The organism is Arthrobacter echini (assembly GCF_008107445.1).
Taxonomy (GTDB): Bacteria; Actinomycetota; Actinomycetes; order Actinomycetales; family Micrococcaceae; genus Arthrobacter_D; species Arthrobacter_D echini_A.
In genome coordinates this window covers 17,391-31,209 of sequence record NZ_VSLD01000011.1, presented here as the reverse complement: position 1 = coordinate 31,209, position 13,819 = coordinate 17,391, and the positions used below count along the sequence as shown (strand labels likewise).

General features: G+C 62.1%; 15 protein-coding genes. 7 read left to right on the top strand and 8 right to left on the bottom strand.

Features of this window, described 5'->3' with window-relative positions:
* The first annotated feature begins 187 nt into the window (after positions 1-187).
* Complete coding sequence (locus tag FQ377_RS13880) at positions 188-547, top strand: histone-like nucleoid-structuring protein Lsr2 (protein WP_316245934.1); 360 nt, start codon at positions 188-190, stop codon at positions 545-547.
* 49 nt (positions 548-596) lie between these two features.
* Here the strand turns inward: FQ377_RS13880 and FQ377_RS13875 are convergent, their stop codons facing one another.
* The 7 genes from FQ377_RS13875 to FQ377_RS13845 form a co-directional block, all read right to left on the bottom strand.
* Complete coding sequence (locus FQ377_RS13875) at positions 597-1,307, bottom strand: helicase associated domain-containing protein (protein ID WP_187393385.1); 711 nt, start codon at positions 1,305-1,307, stop codon at positions 597-599.
* Positions 1,308-1,737: 430 nt separating this feature from the next.
* Entirely contained in the window at positions 1,738-2,319 is a 582-nt protein-coding gene (locus tag FQ377_RS13870) for a DNA-binding protein (RefSeq protein WP_262364476.1), read from the bottom strand.
* Positions 2,320-2,544: 225 nt separating this feature from the next.
* Positions 2,545-2,799 (bottom strand): glutaredoxin family protein, encoded by a 255-nt coding sequence (locus tag FQ377_RS13865; RefSeq protein ID WP_148601794.1) that lies wholly within the window; start codon positions 2,797-2,799, stop codon positions 2,545-2,547.
* A gap of 462 nt (positions 2,800-3,261) precedes the next feature.
* On the bottom strand, positions 3,262-4,050 hold the full coding sequence (locus FQ377_RS13860; RefSeq protein ID WP_148601793.1) for a ParA family protein: 789 nt from the start codon (positions 4,048-4,050) through the stop codon (positions 3,262-3,264).
* A gap of 155 nt (positions 4,051-4,205) precedes the next feature.
* Positions 4,206-4,802, bottom strand: coding sequence for a DUF6349 family protein (locus FQ377_RS13855; RefSeq protein ID WP_148601792.1), 597 nt, complete (start codon positions 4,800-4,802; stop codon positions 4,206-4,208).
* A gap of 1,076 nt (positions 4,803-5,878) precedes the next feature.
* Positions 5,879-7,600 carry a winged helix-turn-helix domain-containing protein gene (locus FQ377_RS13850; protein ID WP_187393383.1) on the bottom strand — a complete coding sequence of 574 codons (1,722 nt, stop codon included), beginning with the start codon at positions 7,598-7,600 and terminating at the stop codon, positions 5,879-5,881.
* A gap of 338 nt (positions 7,601-7,938) precedes the next feature.
* Positions 7,939-8,175 (bottom strand): hypothetical protein, encoded by a 237-nt coding sequence (locus FQ377_RS13845; protein ID WP_148601791.1) that lies wholly within the window; start codon positions 8,173-8,175, stop codon positions 7,939-7,941.
* 173 nt (positions 8,176-8,348) lie between these two features.
* Between FQ377_RS13845 and FQ377_RS13840 the strand changes: the two genes are divergently transcribed.
* The 4 genes from FQ377_RS13840 to FQ377_RS15185 are packed head-to-tail and all read left to right on the top strand — an operon-like array spanning position 8,349 to position 11,402.
* Positions 8,349-8,819 (top strand): hypothetical protein, encoded by a 471-nt coding sequence (locus tag FQ377_RS13840; RefSeq protein WP_148601790.1) that lies wholly within the window; start codon positions 8,349-8,351, stop codon positions 8,817-8,819.
* Entirely contained in the window at positions 8,816-9,820 is a 1,005-nt protein-coding gene (locus FQ377_RS13835) for a hypothetical protein (RefSeq protein ID WP_148601789.1), read from the top strand. Before FQ377_RS13840 ends, FQ377_RS13835 begins: the two co-directional genes overlap by 4 nt.
* A complete protein-coding gene (locus FQ377_RS13830) occupies positions 9,817-10,968 on the top strand; it encodes an alpha/beta hydrolase (protein WP_148601788.1) in 1,152 nt (383 codons plus the stop codon). The genes FQ377_RS13835 and FQ377_RS13830 overlap by 4 nt, the downstream gene beginning before the upstream one ends.
* A gap of 2 nt (positions 10,969-10,970) precedes the next feature.
* A complete protein-coding gene (locus tag FQ377_RS15185; RefSeq protein WP_262364475.1) occupies positions 10,971-11,402 on the top strand; it encodes a hypothetical protein in 432 nt (143 codons plus the stop codon).
* 162 nt (positions 11,403-11,564) lie between these two features.
* Here FQ377_RS15185 and FQ377_RS15315 read toward each other — a convergent pair whose 3' ends face one another.
* The gene (locus FQ377_RS15315; protein WP_148601787.1) at positions 11,565-11,897 is read right to left on the bottom strand and encodes a MarR family winged helix-turn-helix transcriptional regulator; all 333 of its coding nucleotides are present in this window, start codon (positions 11,895-11,897) and stop codon (positions 11,565-11,567) included.
* A gap of 231 nt (positions 11,898-12,128) precedes the next feature.
* Here FQ377_RS15315 and FQ377_RS13815 point away from each other — a divergent pair, with 231 nt between their 5' ends.
* Both FQ377_RS13815 and FQ377_RS13810 read left to right on the top strand, forming a co-directional pair.
* Positions 12,129-13,220: a M23 family metallopeptidase gene (locus FQ377_RS13815; protein WP_262364474.1), complete on the top strand. Its 1,092-nt coding sequence runs from the start codon at positions 12,129-12,131 to the stop codon at positions 13,218-13,220.
* Positions 13,220-13,804: a hypothetical protein gene (locus FQ377_RS13810; RefSeq protein ID WP_148601786.1), complete on the top strand. Its 585-nt coding sequence runs from the start codon at positions 13,220-13,222 to the stop codon at positions 13,802-13,804. The genes FQ377_RS13815 and FQ377_RS13810 overlap by 1 nt, the downstream gene beginning before the upstream one ends.
* The last annotated feature ends 15 nt before the right edge of the window (positions 13,805-13,819 follow it).

Below are 13,819 nucleotides of genomic sequence, written 5' to 3'. Positions count from 1 at the left end.
CACGTCGAGGTCTTTCGGGTGGGCAGTGTAGGAACTTCCATCATCGGAAGGCCTCGACGCCTATCCCGTGACCGACGCGCCCACACCGGCCACCCCGCCCGCACTCTCAATTACGAAGAGCCGCATATGCGTGGCGCGATAGAGTAAAAATAAGGGGACCCGATAATACCCAGCAACGATTTTAGGAGTGACAGAGAATATGGCGCAGCGTGTACAGGTTGAATTGGTCGATGACCTCACCGGTGAGGTGGCTCAGGAGACCGTTCGTTTCGGTGTCGATGGCACCGAGTACGAGATCGACCTGACCACCGAGAACGCGGACAAGCTCCGTGCCACTCTCACCGGGTATGCGGACAAGGGTCGGAAAGCCGCCGGCCGGCGCGGGCAGGGCTCCAAGCCCCCGGCCTCCTCCGGATCAGTCTCGGGGAGGGCGAAGCGTGAGGAGACGCAGCGGATCCGTCAGTGGGCCCTGGACAACGGACACACCACCAGCTCACGGGGCCGGGTCTCCCAGTCCATCGTCGACGCCTACAACGCAGCCCACTAACACCCCCCGAGGTTAGTAGCAGGTACTTACCGCCCAGCCGGCTCACCCGTCAAGGCTCCGCAGACCGCGCTCTTCCCAGGGCCGTCTTGTTCCAGCCAGGAACGACCTGGTTGAGGCGTTGGAGTCTGTCGGGGCGGAGCCTGCCTTTGCGGTGCCAGGTGCGTTGCCGGCCGAGCCACACCGCAAGGACCTTCTCCTCCGAGTATCGGGCTTTCTCGTGCCGGGGAAACCGGTTCTTCTCGGCCCGGAACAGCTGTAGCTCTTCGAGGCGCCGCGCCCACAGCTCCTCCGGGTTGCCTTTGCGGGTACCGACCCACTCCCCCACCCTGTCCAGGGCCGCGACCCTCTCGACGCCAAGTTTGCCGGCGTCGAAGGTCCTGCGCTGATTCTCAATCCACCGGTACAACACCCGGGCCACGGTGCTGTCGTTCTGGGCCGGCAGGGCGCCGTGTGCATGAACGTAGGCAACAAGGTCGGTGTAGTGCTCCCACCACACCTGATCCCGACTCCACCTCCCCCGCCCCTGGTGGGAGAGTTGAGCCGGTTGGTCGTGGATAAACCAGCGACGGGCGAACCAGCCAGGATTCCGGGCCACTTCCCGACGGATGGTCCTACGCACCGTGGCCGTATCTGCCCTGCACCAGGCAGCGATCTGCTCCACCGGCACACCGCGGGAGTAGAACAGCAACCACTCTCCCCTGCTCTCACACACACCGCGGGGGTACTCATGTACGGGGAGAATCAACTCATCGAAGCGCACCAGCACCCCTCCCTCGTCTCATACCAAGCGGTAGCCGGGCACCGGATCCGCTGACGCGATACGACCCAGCAACTCCCAGGTCATCGAGCAGCTCTCACATCATCGAGCAGCCACCGTTTCAAGGGCACCCCCCCCCAGGTCGGCGCCACGGTCCCTTGAGCACAGGACCATAGCTCCTGGCAGCGATGAGCGTCGACACGCACAATCGTGCTGTGGATAGCCCGCTCAGGGGTCAGGGCCCTGGGTGCTTCTAGACGGTGGCCCTGGCCGGTGATTCGCCTGCCAGCTGTTCGGCGGCGTGCCGCCCCGACCAGCGCGGCGTCCTGCACGCTCGGGACTACCTGCTCAGCTCAGCCGTGCAGGCGATGCCCGGCACCGGGTTGTCGGTGTCATCGTCGCTGAGCCTCGTACCCCCGTCGACGCTAGGGGTTTACTGGCTGTCCGGCTCCCGGGGTTGTTCCTTCGTCGTGTCTTCGGGGGTGATGCGTTGGAGCAGGGCGTCGTGAGCGTGCTGCAGGGTCTCCGCGCGTGCCCGGGCCGCGGCGAGATCACTCGTGAGCGTACTGATCTCAGCGCGGATCTCGGCGGCGGCTTCCTCTGCCAGGGATGCCCGGGACTCCGCGGCTGTGACACGCTCGGCGGCCTGGGCGAGTTCGGCTCGCAATCCCGCGGTCTCGGTGGTGTGCTCGGTGGTGATCCGGTCCAGGTCCGCGACGAGTTCTCCCAGTTCGGTGTCCTTGTCCTGACTGTCCCTGACCCAACGGGCTTCCACGGCGGCGTGCTGCTCCGCGGCCAGGGCCACAGCGTCAGCCCACACAGAACCAGCCAGTCTCGCAGCCTGCTCCAACACAGACTGCGGCGTCGCGGCGATACGCGAACCCGCAGCGGCCTTCTCCTCCCGCCACTCCCTCAGATACCGGGTCGCGTCGGCGTTACTGACCCCCGCGGCCTCCCGGACACTGGAGACCGTCGGAGGACGCTCAGCACTGATCGTCTCCGCTGCGGCATACACCCGCTCCTTCACCGGAACCCCCGCCCCACCAGACATGCCAGGTGCCAATGGTGTAGTCGGAACAGCGTCGTCCGCCATGCGCGCCTCCCTCAAGTAGTAGTAGTAATAGTAGGAATACTACTCTGACTACTACGATACCGGTAGGCACGCGCCCCTCCACCGGCTGGATAACGTCACTTCGCCCCGTTCTCGGGGATCGCTGCTGTTAACACGCGCTGTCTGTCTCTACCGGAGGTGGAGGTTAATGACCTGGGTGATCTTGAGGGGGTTCAGCCCTGACCAGTGGTCTTCACTGCCGTCCTTCTCGTACACGACTACGGGTGCTTGGCTGTAGCCGAGCTCATCGGTGATGTAGGCGAGGGCCTCACTGTTGGTGGTGATGTCCACGGCGGTGAATTCGATGCCGGCCTCGGTGAACTTCTGCTTGGTCTTGTCGCAGCCAAAGCAGCCGGTCGGTTTGACGTAGATTATGAGCGTCACGGGCTTATCCCCCTTAGGAACATAGGTTCTTATAGGTCTAATAGTACCATTATACCTATTGGGGTGCCGCTCTTTTTCTACTCGAGTGGTCGGCCGAGGCGTCCACTTCGTGGGGCTGCTTTTTCGTAGGGTTGCCCGTTGTTGTACTTCGCTTCAAGCCGTTCTAGTTCTGCTTCCATGACGCTGGCGTGGAAGTCGGAGAAACTGCGGTGGCTTTCCAGGTGCGCTGTTGCTTGGAACGCTCCCCTGATCCGTGCGGCCATATCTGCGTCGTGGTAGTAGGCGACCTTGGTTTTCTTGGCTGGTACGGGCTCAGCTGCCGGTTTCGTCGTGGGATTACCCGGCTCTGCGCTCTCGGGCCTCTGGTGTGGCTCTGTCGGTGGTGCTGGTTGTGCTAGTGCTGTCACTGGTGATGTTCCAGCCAGGGTGGATTTCCGCGGCGTTGGACGAGTGGCCATCGTGTTACTTCCTTCCCATCAGTGCGCTGAGGTAGTTGTCGTAGAGACGTGCCAGTTCGATCCCGTCGGCTCCGAGCTCGTCGAGTCCTCGCGCCGATTCGGTGGCATCGGCAATGAGCGCACGCTTTGGCACGGGTGGCTGCAGCAAGGGAAGACCTCGAGCTGTTGTCGCTTCCTGGATCTGCTCTACCCAGTGCGCACCGCCGACTGTGCGGGCTTCGTGCTGGTTCACGAGGATGCCTGCGACGCTCAGCTGGGGGTTGTAGTGCGCTTGGACGGCGGCGATAGTGTCGAGGAGCTTGGCGAGCCCGTTCGCGCTCCAAAGCTTGGACTGGGTCACGACGATGACCCCGTCGGCGGCGGTGAGTCCGTTGATCGTGAGGGTGTCCAGACTCGGCGCGCAGTCTATGAGGATCAGGTCGTAGTCCTCACGCACCAGGTGCAGGGCGTCCCGCAACCTAGCTTCGCGTCCTGCGCCGGCAACGACCAATTCGTCCCGCACAACACCGAGGGTCTCCCCCGCTGTCGGGACGACCGTCAGCCTCTCCCAGATGCCGTTCACAGCGACGTCGCTGATCGTCTCCGATGCCCGCGCACTGAGCACGTCTGCCAGGCCGGCGACATCGTCGCCCACGTCGTCCGTGAGAACACTGGTGATGTTGCCTTGCGGATCGGCGTCGACCACGAGGACGCGCAGGCCCTTGGTGACCGCACTACGGGCCAAGTGGAAAGCCGTGGTGCTCTTACCCACTCCACCTTTCTGGTTACACAGGGCGAGGATGGACGCGGTCATTACTCTCCTTCAGCAGTACCAATACACCTAATAGAACTAATATACACATCAGAACCGTTAGAAATATTAGGGACGTCACCAGCGGGCCGGGCCCAGACAGCAGTGGTGCACCCGATACCCAATGGGGGTAACGGGTATAACACTACTATTAGGTCTTATGGGGTTATTGTTCCGGTGTCGTAGCCTCCGAAGGAGGCGCGGCTGGGGACGTGGCGGGTGGCGAGGGGTTGGCGGAGGGTGCGGATCGGTGCGCCGGGTATCTGCCACGTGGTGGGGTAGTCGGCGGGGATCTTCCATGTGCCGTTCTTGGCTTGGGTGAGGACGGGCAGGTTCCGCCAGCCGGTCCAGCAGTGGTCGAGGTGGTCTTCGACGGCGTCATTCTCGTGGGCGTGGATGCCGGTGACGTGGCCGCAACCTTCGCAGTGGATGCGGTAGAGCAGGTCACCGACGCAGGAGCAGCGGGGACGCCCGTAGTGCTCGCAGCGCGTGCCCGCGGTCATCAGGACGGTCGGGTGGTCGCCGGCGAGGATCCGGTTGCATCCGACGTCGTATCCGGCGCAGTGCCACATGTGGGATCTGCCTGACATGGCGAAAGTGCCGTGCTCAATCCTCCAGCGTTCGCAGGCGGTGTGGTGCTCGTCGGGGGTGTAGGCGTCGACGGTGAAGCCTAGGGGAGCGGTGATGGGCTCTGCGAGGGTGAGGAGGTCGAACAAGTCGCCCTGATCGCTGGACGGGTGGGCTGGAAGTTTCATGGTGTGGGTTCCTCTCCATCGCTTTTTGCTGCTGGCGAGCTTGTCTCGCTGCGCTCCGCGACAGAGCTGTCTACCCGTAGGGCCACGAGACCAGCAGTTCTTCCGGGAAATAAGCGTCAGCGCCCGGGAGAAGTTCTGGTCTCGTGGCGGCGTAGCCGTCGACAGGTCGGAGGGAGTGCGTACGCTTCACCGGCAGCTGCAAAAAGGGTGGTGATCGTAGAGCTGAGCTCCAGCGAAGTGCTCTACACCTGGTCCTTAGTCCTATCGGTGCCGCCACCTGTGGATCGACCGGGCTGTTCCCTGATCGTGATTCATAGGGGTCACGACTCGTAAGTCCTGACTGTCGGGGGAGCCGGTTACGGTGCGGGGCATGGGTTCTTCTCCTCGTCCTGGGTGGCATGGAATTCCTCCGAGTGCGGACCGGTATGTGCCGCCGCTGCAGCTGGAAGCCCCGGAGGGCCCGGTGACGGAGCCGGAGAAAGCGCCGGCGCTGTGGGTGCTGGAGTATCCAGACGGCGGGAGGCAGACAGCGAAGGGCTTCGCCATGGCGTGGACCCAAGATGCTGTGTACGCGCAATGGGTGGAGTTCTCGCGGGCCCGTGAGGCGTGGGTGCGCCCTGCACAGTGCACCCGCCGGCACCTTGTGGTTGAGAACCGATCCACCTCCTGAAGGAGCCTGTGCACAGCCGTCGCGGCGCTCGAGGTGAGATACCGGCGCCAGGTGAGACTCGATGGGTGTGTGCAGGCGGTCTATCGGGTTCCTGCTGTCCAGGTGTGTGCGGGACAAGCAGCGAAGCGCCGGGGAGCTTGTGCCGTGCATCATGTGGGCAGCAGGCGCATCCACCCGAACCGGTCGATCGTAGATACACAGGCGGCGGCGTGTGGGGGTCGTGTGCAGGGCATCGAGGGTGTCCGTTCGTCCACTCTCAAGGGATGACGCCCTGCACACGGTTCGTGCTACGCCGGCATCAGCGAGGGGGCAGTTGCCTAGCCGGCGCAGCGAGTTCTAGTCCATCACACAGCTCCTGAGGTGGGCGAGAACCTTCGCCCCTGTGTGTCGGATCGCGCTGCCCGCATCAGGCCGCGTGTCGAGCGGCGGTGCGGGCGGCGTGCCAGAGGGAGTGTTGGAGCTCCTCCTCATCCTCGAGGGGCGGTAACCAGTACTCGTCCACCTCCGGGTCGTAGAACTCGTACTCATCCAGCTGCGGGACCAGGTGCCGGTCGAGCCAGGCGTGCCAGGCCGCGCGCTGCCGCCGGTACCGGTTGATCTGTTCTTGCCGGTCTGTGGTAGCCCCTAACCGGTCTGCGAGGTGGGCGAGGTTGGTGGTGGCCACGATCTGCCACCGGTCCCGGTGCCGGCGAATTATCCCCAGGGCTTCCATACGCGCCAGGTGATCGGTCAGGGCACGCCGGCTGATCCCGGTAGAGCGAACAAGGTCCGCGGTGGTGGGGGAGCGGCGGCCACGCTCGATCGCCTCGTAAGTGAGCGCTGCGACGTCCCCGAGGACCCGGAAGACGGGCCGGATGGCGTGAATCTTGCCTTTCCGCCAGGTCAGCTCCCGAGCAAGAGACTCGAACTCAGCGGGGAGCTGAATGGCGTAGGTGTCGGCGTTGCGTCCGCGGCCGCGATCAACCCGGGTGAGGATCCCAGCCGATGCTGCCTCCAACATGGGTAGGAGGCGGGCGATGGTGTCGTGGTTCTTCCCCAGGGCGACGGCGAAGGACCGGCAGCCGACGTCCAGGAGTGTCGTCTGATTGGTACGCATATAGGCCAGGACAGCTCGGATGAGGAAGCGCAGACTGATGCTCACCCGGCCCAGGGTTTGGAGTCGGTGATCGAGGACCGCGTAGAGGATGTTCTCCAGATCGTTCACGAGCTGATGGATCGACTGCTCACTGGTGGCTGGATCAGCTTTGGGGCTGCCCCCCGTGAGAGAAGTAGGGCTTGTGTCGGACTTATGCGCAGTGCTTTCCCCTGCACGCTGGGAGGGTCTTTTGACGGTGGCGGGGCTGTCGGTGCCGGTGAAGGCTTGGGCCTTGGCCCACTCGATCGGCAGGAGCCGCTCCTGTTTGGCCCCGTACAGGGCGGCCAAGCCTGTGTGTGCGGCCCGGGTTTCGCCGCGTCCGGTGATGCTGGTGCGGACCTGGTCGATGTTCCACCGGCAGGCCGCGAGGTGGTTCAAGACCGCCATGCGGGCCTCCGAGTCGCTGGCGTATCGGGTGGTGTCGTAGACCCCGGTACGGGCCACCACCCGCAGCGGCGAATCCTCACGCCCCACAGGAGCTCTCTCGGCTCCTACACCTGGTCGCGCTGTGCTGGTCGCGGCGGCTGCACGGGCCTGGGCGCGGCGGCGGTCCTGCTCCGCCCGGTACAGCTCCGGGGCCAGCGCCTTCCTGAGCGCGGTCACAGCGGTTGCGGGGTTGCGGCGGGTGAGGATGCCATACGCCTCAGTCAGCGGTGTGATCAGGCTCTGATGGCCACCGGCCTTGTGCGCGGATCCTGGGACCCGGATGCACCCGTGGACGACGTTCTGGTGCGGGCTCGGATCAAGACTGACAGCACGCTGCCCGAGAGCTTCGACCAGCTGGCGGGCCTCGGCCGCGATCAGGGGTTCCTGCAAAGGCACGTACAAATGCCGGCCCCCACTCGGGGACTCATCCTCGACAAAGACAAGACCAGCTGCCCGCAGGAGGTCTCCGAGGCGTCGGGCGTCGTCGTCGACGACGCTCTTCCGGGCTTTGGAGGTGTCCAGGTCCAGGCACAGTGTGCGGACAGTGCCATCGACGTCGTGCAGCATGACAGCCGCCGGCCTCGTCGGGGCCGTCCTCGTAATAGGCAGGGGAGTAGCTGGCCGCGGGTACTGAAAACGGCCCTGCACCCACCGACCACACCGATAAAAGGGTTGACCCGCGATCAGCGGAGCAAGCACCCACGCTGCATGGTGGGGATCGTCACGGCGTGGCGTGACAGAAAGAGCTGGAGGTGCATCGAGCACTCGGGTATGCTTTCGAGAAAGGGAGCGACCTGAAAAGGACGCAACCAGCGGAGCTCTTCACCGGGAATCTTGCCGGAAGCACGGTGTGGAGCTTAGATAACTTGATATGAAGGCCCGCCTAGTTGGCGGGCCTTCATCGTTTAACTGGCTTGCGCCATGGGCAGCGCCTCCGGAATCCTGTCGCGGTCAGCCCAAGCAGGCAACCCGTGCTCGTCTAGTTCTAGATGCGTAAGAATCAACTCCAAGCCTTCAGCAGCACTGACGCCTAGCTGATTGGATACGTACTCGAGCTTGGCCTTGCAGTCGACGGGCACCTTGTAATTGACCTGCGCCATGTTGAGAGCAGCGCCGCGAGCTCGCCTTGGTGTCTTTCCCATGGAACTTAACCTAGCCCTAGGGCTTGGCTGTCCTGGGGATGGTCGATGAACCGGCGTGTCGTACATCGCACGAGGCTCCTTCTAGCAGCCTGACTAAAATGTAGTGCTGACGCTACACGACTCGAACATGTTCGGAACTAGACTAGACACACCACGACGGCTTGAGGAGATGCATGGATGATCGTCTGCGCTCCCTTGCAATGCAAGCGTTCGTGCAGTTGAGCCTTCCGGCGTACCTGACACTAGAGCTGCTACTTGCACATGTAGAACGTATTCGTGGCCGACGACTCGTCATCATGGAAACCTCGAAGTTGACCGGTAAGAAAATCTGCGGACTGTGGATACCTCGCGACGACGTCGACGTTGTCTATCATTCAGCGACGCATGGCCCGCTGCATAGGCAACAGATGATCCTGCACGAAATCTCACACATGATTCTTCGGCACGATGAGCTCCCTGACGCAACTTGGCAGGGCATCAAGGTTTTCCAGCAAATCTCCGGAGAAGTAGTGTCGAAAGCGCTTGCTCGCGGTGATTTTCGGTCGGATCTTGAAGCCACAGCGGAGTACTTGGCGGATCTGCTCGCTGCGGCCTTGCGAACATCAAGTGCAGAGATCCTCAACTATGAGGACTACTTCGAATGATCACTATCGCCGTCGCCGTTTTCATGTGGTCACTCGTTTTCATTCTCGCTTTGCGCGCGCGAAAGCGACCTGACAACTCCATGTTGCGAGCTTCTGCTCTGATCGCCGCTTCCTTGACGACGAATATCGACCAGGTCTACGTCTGGGTTAACGCGCAACTTCCCTGGGCTAACGCGCTGGACCTCGTAGCGAACCTGCTGCTGATCATGGGCATCTACTACCTCTCGAGTGCCATCACCCGAGGGGCGATCCGCGTAGCGGCCCTACGAGAGCGGCGAACAATCTGGATGCGCGGTGCTGCTCAAGCTACGGCTGTCTTAATGGTCGTTAGTTTTGCCCTGATTGATGATCCGGACGCGTCGACGACCTTCATGCGTGACTACGGGGATCAAGTGGCCGCTGCTGCCTACTCCGCCGTGCAGTACATCTACATCTTCTCGGTGATGAGCGGAACACTTGTCACCTGCCTTCAGAACGTTCCGAGGATGCGCAGACCACGCTTTCGAGTAGGGTTCAGCATCATAGGAGCAGGTTGCTTCACCGCGTTGGTTCTATGCGTAGTAGTCATTGTTATGGATGCCGCCCATATTTATGAAGCCACCAGATTCCTAGCTGCCGTTGGGCCCGTTTACGACGTCCTGTACCTGATTACGGTTCTGTTGCTGTGTGTTGGGTTGGCGATTCCACCGATTGGACGGCTGCTGACGTCTCTTTCCCTGCGACGGCAGCTGGCCCAAATTGAACCGGATATTCGACGTGTCTGGCTTACAACTGTCGCTAAATCACCAGGCGTAAGTTTGGTTGGAACAACATTGCAGGACGTGCAGCGTGAAGGCAGGAGTGGGCGCCAAAGCCTAGAGACGATCCATCGACTTGTCATCGAGATCCATGACTGGTTGAACGTGGCGAGCGGCCTTGACTTCGAACTCACACCTGTCCAACGTGAAGCGCTGAACCGCGCAGAGATGCTGTGCCTGCGCCAAGGACGGGCAACTGAATGAAGCGGTTGATCATCGGTGCGGCATCGACGGCCGCTGTGAGCTTCCTTGCGGGACTGCCCTGGTATGTGCGAAGAACTGTAACTGACGCGACGGCGCAGCGTCAGTTGATAGAAGTAGTGGGCCATGGCACAGACGATCGGGGCAAGTACCTTGAGTTCACCCGCGGTTCCTTTGCTGATCATCCCGGCCAACTGAGTATTCGAGCTGCTTCCGGTGGGCCTCTCATCGCTCTGAACGCACCTATCTACGAAACTTTGACCCGGCGGTACGTGGTGCGAGGTGATGTTGGCCGTGTCGCGGCCGATCAGCGCGGACAACTCTCCGGATTTATGGGCAAGACTCCGATGGACTTCGGTCTGCTGTACAAGGACGTCGATATAGGCGGCCGTCCGGCATGGGAAATACCTACAAAAAGCCCTTCCCCTGGTGCATGGGTAATCCATGTCCACGGCTTGGGAAGCTCGCGGCAACAATGCCTTCGAGGCGTCAGCGTCTTCGAACAGCTCGGCTTCACATCTCTCGTCGCCACCTATAGAACCTCTCTCGACCTTGGTGATCAGGCGGCGCGCCGAAGCACTCTGGGGACTACTGAGTGGAGTGATGTCGCCGCTGCGGCTGCCTACGCGACTAGCCGCGGTGCATCGGAGGTTCTTTTTGTCGGATGGTCCCTAGGGGCATCCATTGCCCTTCATGCCGCTCGCGAAGCACCGACCATCCCAACTGTGGGTGCAGTACTCGTATCTCCGGCCCTAGATTGGGAAACCATCATCGACGCCAGATTGAAAAAGCGGCGTCTACCCGCCTGGCTTTGTGGTTGGACGATCTCCATGTTCAACGTCTTCCGATGGCCGCCATCGCCTAAGATCAATCTTCGGCACTTGCCAGGGTCGTCGGCCACTTACGATCCGGGTTTCCCGACTCTCGTCTTCCATGGGTCTGCCGACACCTCAGTGCCGGTGAACTCATCACGCAGTTTCGCAGCGAGAAATCCTACGAGGGCGTCGTACGTCGAGTTCGATCACGCTCACCATACGCTGGAGTGGAATAGTGCCCCAGCACAATGGGAACAAGCAGTACAGGACTGGTGCCGTTCCATCGGTCTTACACGTGACAGGAAAACACCCGTTCACACTTTGGAGGCGAAGTAGACGTGGCCGATGAAAGCACAGCACGACGAAATCTGAGGGAATCTCAGATCCTCAGCAGGAAGATCGAGCTGCTGCTGGACGTGATGGTCACCTCTGAGGGCAGACAGTTCGAGTTCAACGACATTGCCGCCGCCCTCGCATCCCGTGGTGTGAAGCTGTCTCGTACACGATGGCATCACCTGAAGGTCGGGGACCTCACCGTAAGGCAGCCCTCCGAAGTAATTACGGCACTGGCTGACTTCTTCCAGGTCGACACCGACTACCTGCTCAAAGCCGATGGTGACGTCCCAGAACGGATCCAGCATGAGCTGGAGCTGCTGGCCGCGATGCGTCGAGCGAAGGTCAAGGAGTTTGCTACCCGCACGTTGGCCGAAGTCGACAACGAGACTCTCGATGCAATCGCCGCTTTGCTTGATGATTCGAAGCAATACTAGAGGTAGCTCAAAGTTCTGAACATGTTTGGAACAAGCGTGTTCACGCGTTAGTCTCGATGTGGCAGTGGTAGCCGCTACTGCTTTGGGGCTACTTGGCAGGAACCGACCGTGAACAAGTCAGTAGCGCCTGGTCCTGGCAGGGATGAGCTCGTCGTTGACGGCTCAGTCCGACAAACCGAGCGCAGACTTCAAAGCGTCAACGTGGCGCTGCACTTCATCACTCACGACGGTGTACCTAACCCGCCGTCCAGTTCGATCCTCAACAGGCGCTGTCCGGGCGGGATCAGCAACAACAACACCGGAATCAGCGAACTGATACAGGTGTGCCTTCACAGTCGGGCGACCCAGTCCCGTGCCTTCCGCGACTTCTGCAGCCGTAGACGAACCGTGCTTTGCCAGGTATCCCAAGACAGCGACCTTCGCGTGGTTGCCGCCGAACACGTCAATAGCTGCCTCTATCGCGGGGGACGCGTAAGGACGCACGTATCGGGGCATGGCATATATCTTGCCGCACTGTCTCAGGAACGATCACGCAGCGAGCTTAGCGCATAGTTAAACTATGCGCTAAGCTCGCCCGTAGAAAAGTGTTGGACACCGCTCCTAAAGCATCAGCTCAACGTTGCGACTGAAATTTCGTCACAAGGCCCAAGGGTCAGGGGTCCGGCCATCTCTGAGAGTGCTTGATGGGGCGCCAATTCCAGAAGGACCAAGGAAGGCTGGGCAGTGGTGGAGGGAACGAAGGGCGGCGGTCTTGGACTGGCGTTGGTCGCGCTTTTCCTTGTGCCTTTGCTGGTCGTGGTGATCTTCGTGGTGGGGTTCGCTGTTGCACCGTCTGCTAGTGGGATGTGCGCCGTCCCTGGCGTGGTCGGGGACGCGGACACGGTTGATGGGTCGGTGGCCGGGTTTTCGGGTGTCCAGTTGGAGAATGCCGCCGAGATCATGGGGGCGGCTAGTGCGTTGAAGTTGCCGGTTTCGGCGCAGATCTTGGGTGTGCAGACCGCTATTGGTGAGTCCACGCTCGAGGTCAAGACCTATGGGGATGCGGCAGGCCCTGATTCTCGCGGGTTGTTCCAGCAGCGCGATAACGGGGTGTGGGGCTCGCTCGCGGACCGCATGGACCCGACGATCAGTGCGACGAACTTCTTCACGGCCCTGCAGCGTGTGCAGGGGTGGGAGGCGTTGGAGCCGAGCACCGCGATTCACAGGGTGCAGCGCAACGACAACCCGAATCACTACACCCAGTTCCGCGCCCCGGCCACGCAGGTCGTGAAGGCGCTGGCTGGCGGGGACATCGAGGGCATTGATTCCAGCGGGGCTTGCCCTGCAGCGAGTAATGAGGTCATTGGGGAGCTTTCCGGTAAGTGGGTGAATCCGCTGCCTGGGTCCACTGTCACCAGCGGCTACGGTCCCCGCTCGGCTCCTGGCGGAACCGCTGGCGGGGTACTGGCGGATTTCCACTACGGCCTTGACCTGTCCACGACGACCGCCCCGGTGGGCGGGGTGGTGGTCGCGGCCACGGACATGAAGATCACCATCGCCCGAGAACACGACGGGCAGTTCGGTAACCGGGTGAACGGGAAGACCCTCGACGGCAAACTCACCCTCGGCTACTACCACATGGCTAACGGGAGCTTGAAGGTCAAGGTCGGAGACACCGTCGCCGCGGGGACGCCGCTGGGCAATGAAGGCCAGGAAGGCAATGTCACCGGCACCCACCTGCATCTGGAGTTCTTCACGGGAACCCCGAACGAGCCCTCCATCCCGACGAACCCGACCGTGGACCCTGAATCGATCCTGCGCGGCAAAGGAGCCCTGTAATGCCTGTCTCTATGAGAGCCACACGGATGAAGGCCACCCAGACCACCGCACTCGTGGTGTGCGGCGTCGCGTTCCTGGGCGGGTACGCCGTGTTCTCACCTCCCTCCTCGAGCGGCGTCAGAGAGGACCGGCCTTCGGTGTCCGCGACGCCGGTTCCGTCGTCGCTTGGCCCGAAGGATCAGGTCGGTGGGGAGTTCTACGAGGGAGTCCCGGAGGTCACGTGGGAGCCGGGGACGGACGCGGACGTGGAAGGGATCGCCACCGAGGTGATGGGGTTGTTCGCCCGCCCGGGGGCACCGGAGCGCCGTTGGTACACGGACCTTCTCCCGTATCTGTCCGAGGACTACGCGGAGGCCGCCGGGTACATCGACCCGGCCAATGTGCGCATCTCCAGCATCGTGTCCGGCCCGGTGCTGGTCAGGGAGCAGAACAACCCGCTGACGGTCAGCGCACAGTTCTCCACCGACGCCGGGCCTTGGACGGTGCTGCTGCACCGGGTGGGCCAGGACGAGCCGTGGCTGGTCGAGGCCATCGAGCCGACCACCACATCCACTGAATCGACCATCGAACTAACAGATCCGTGAATCAGCGAAATACCA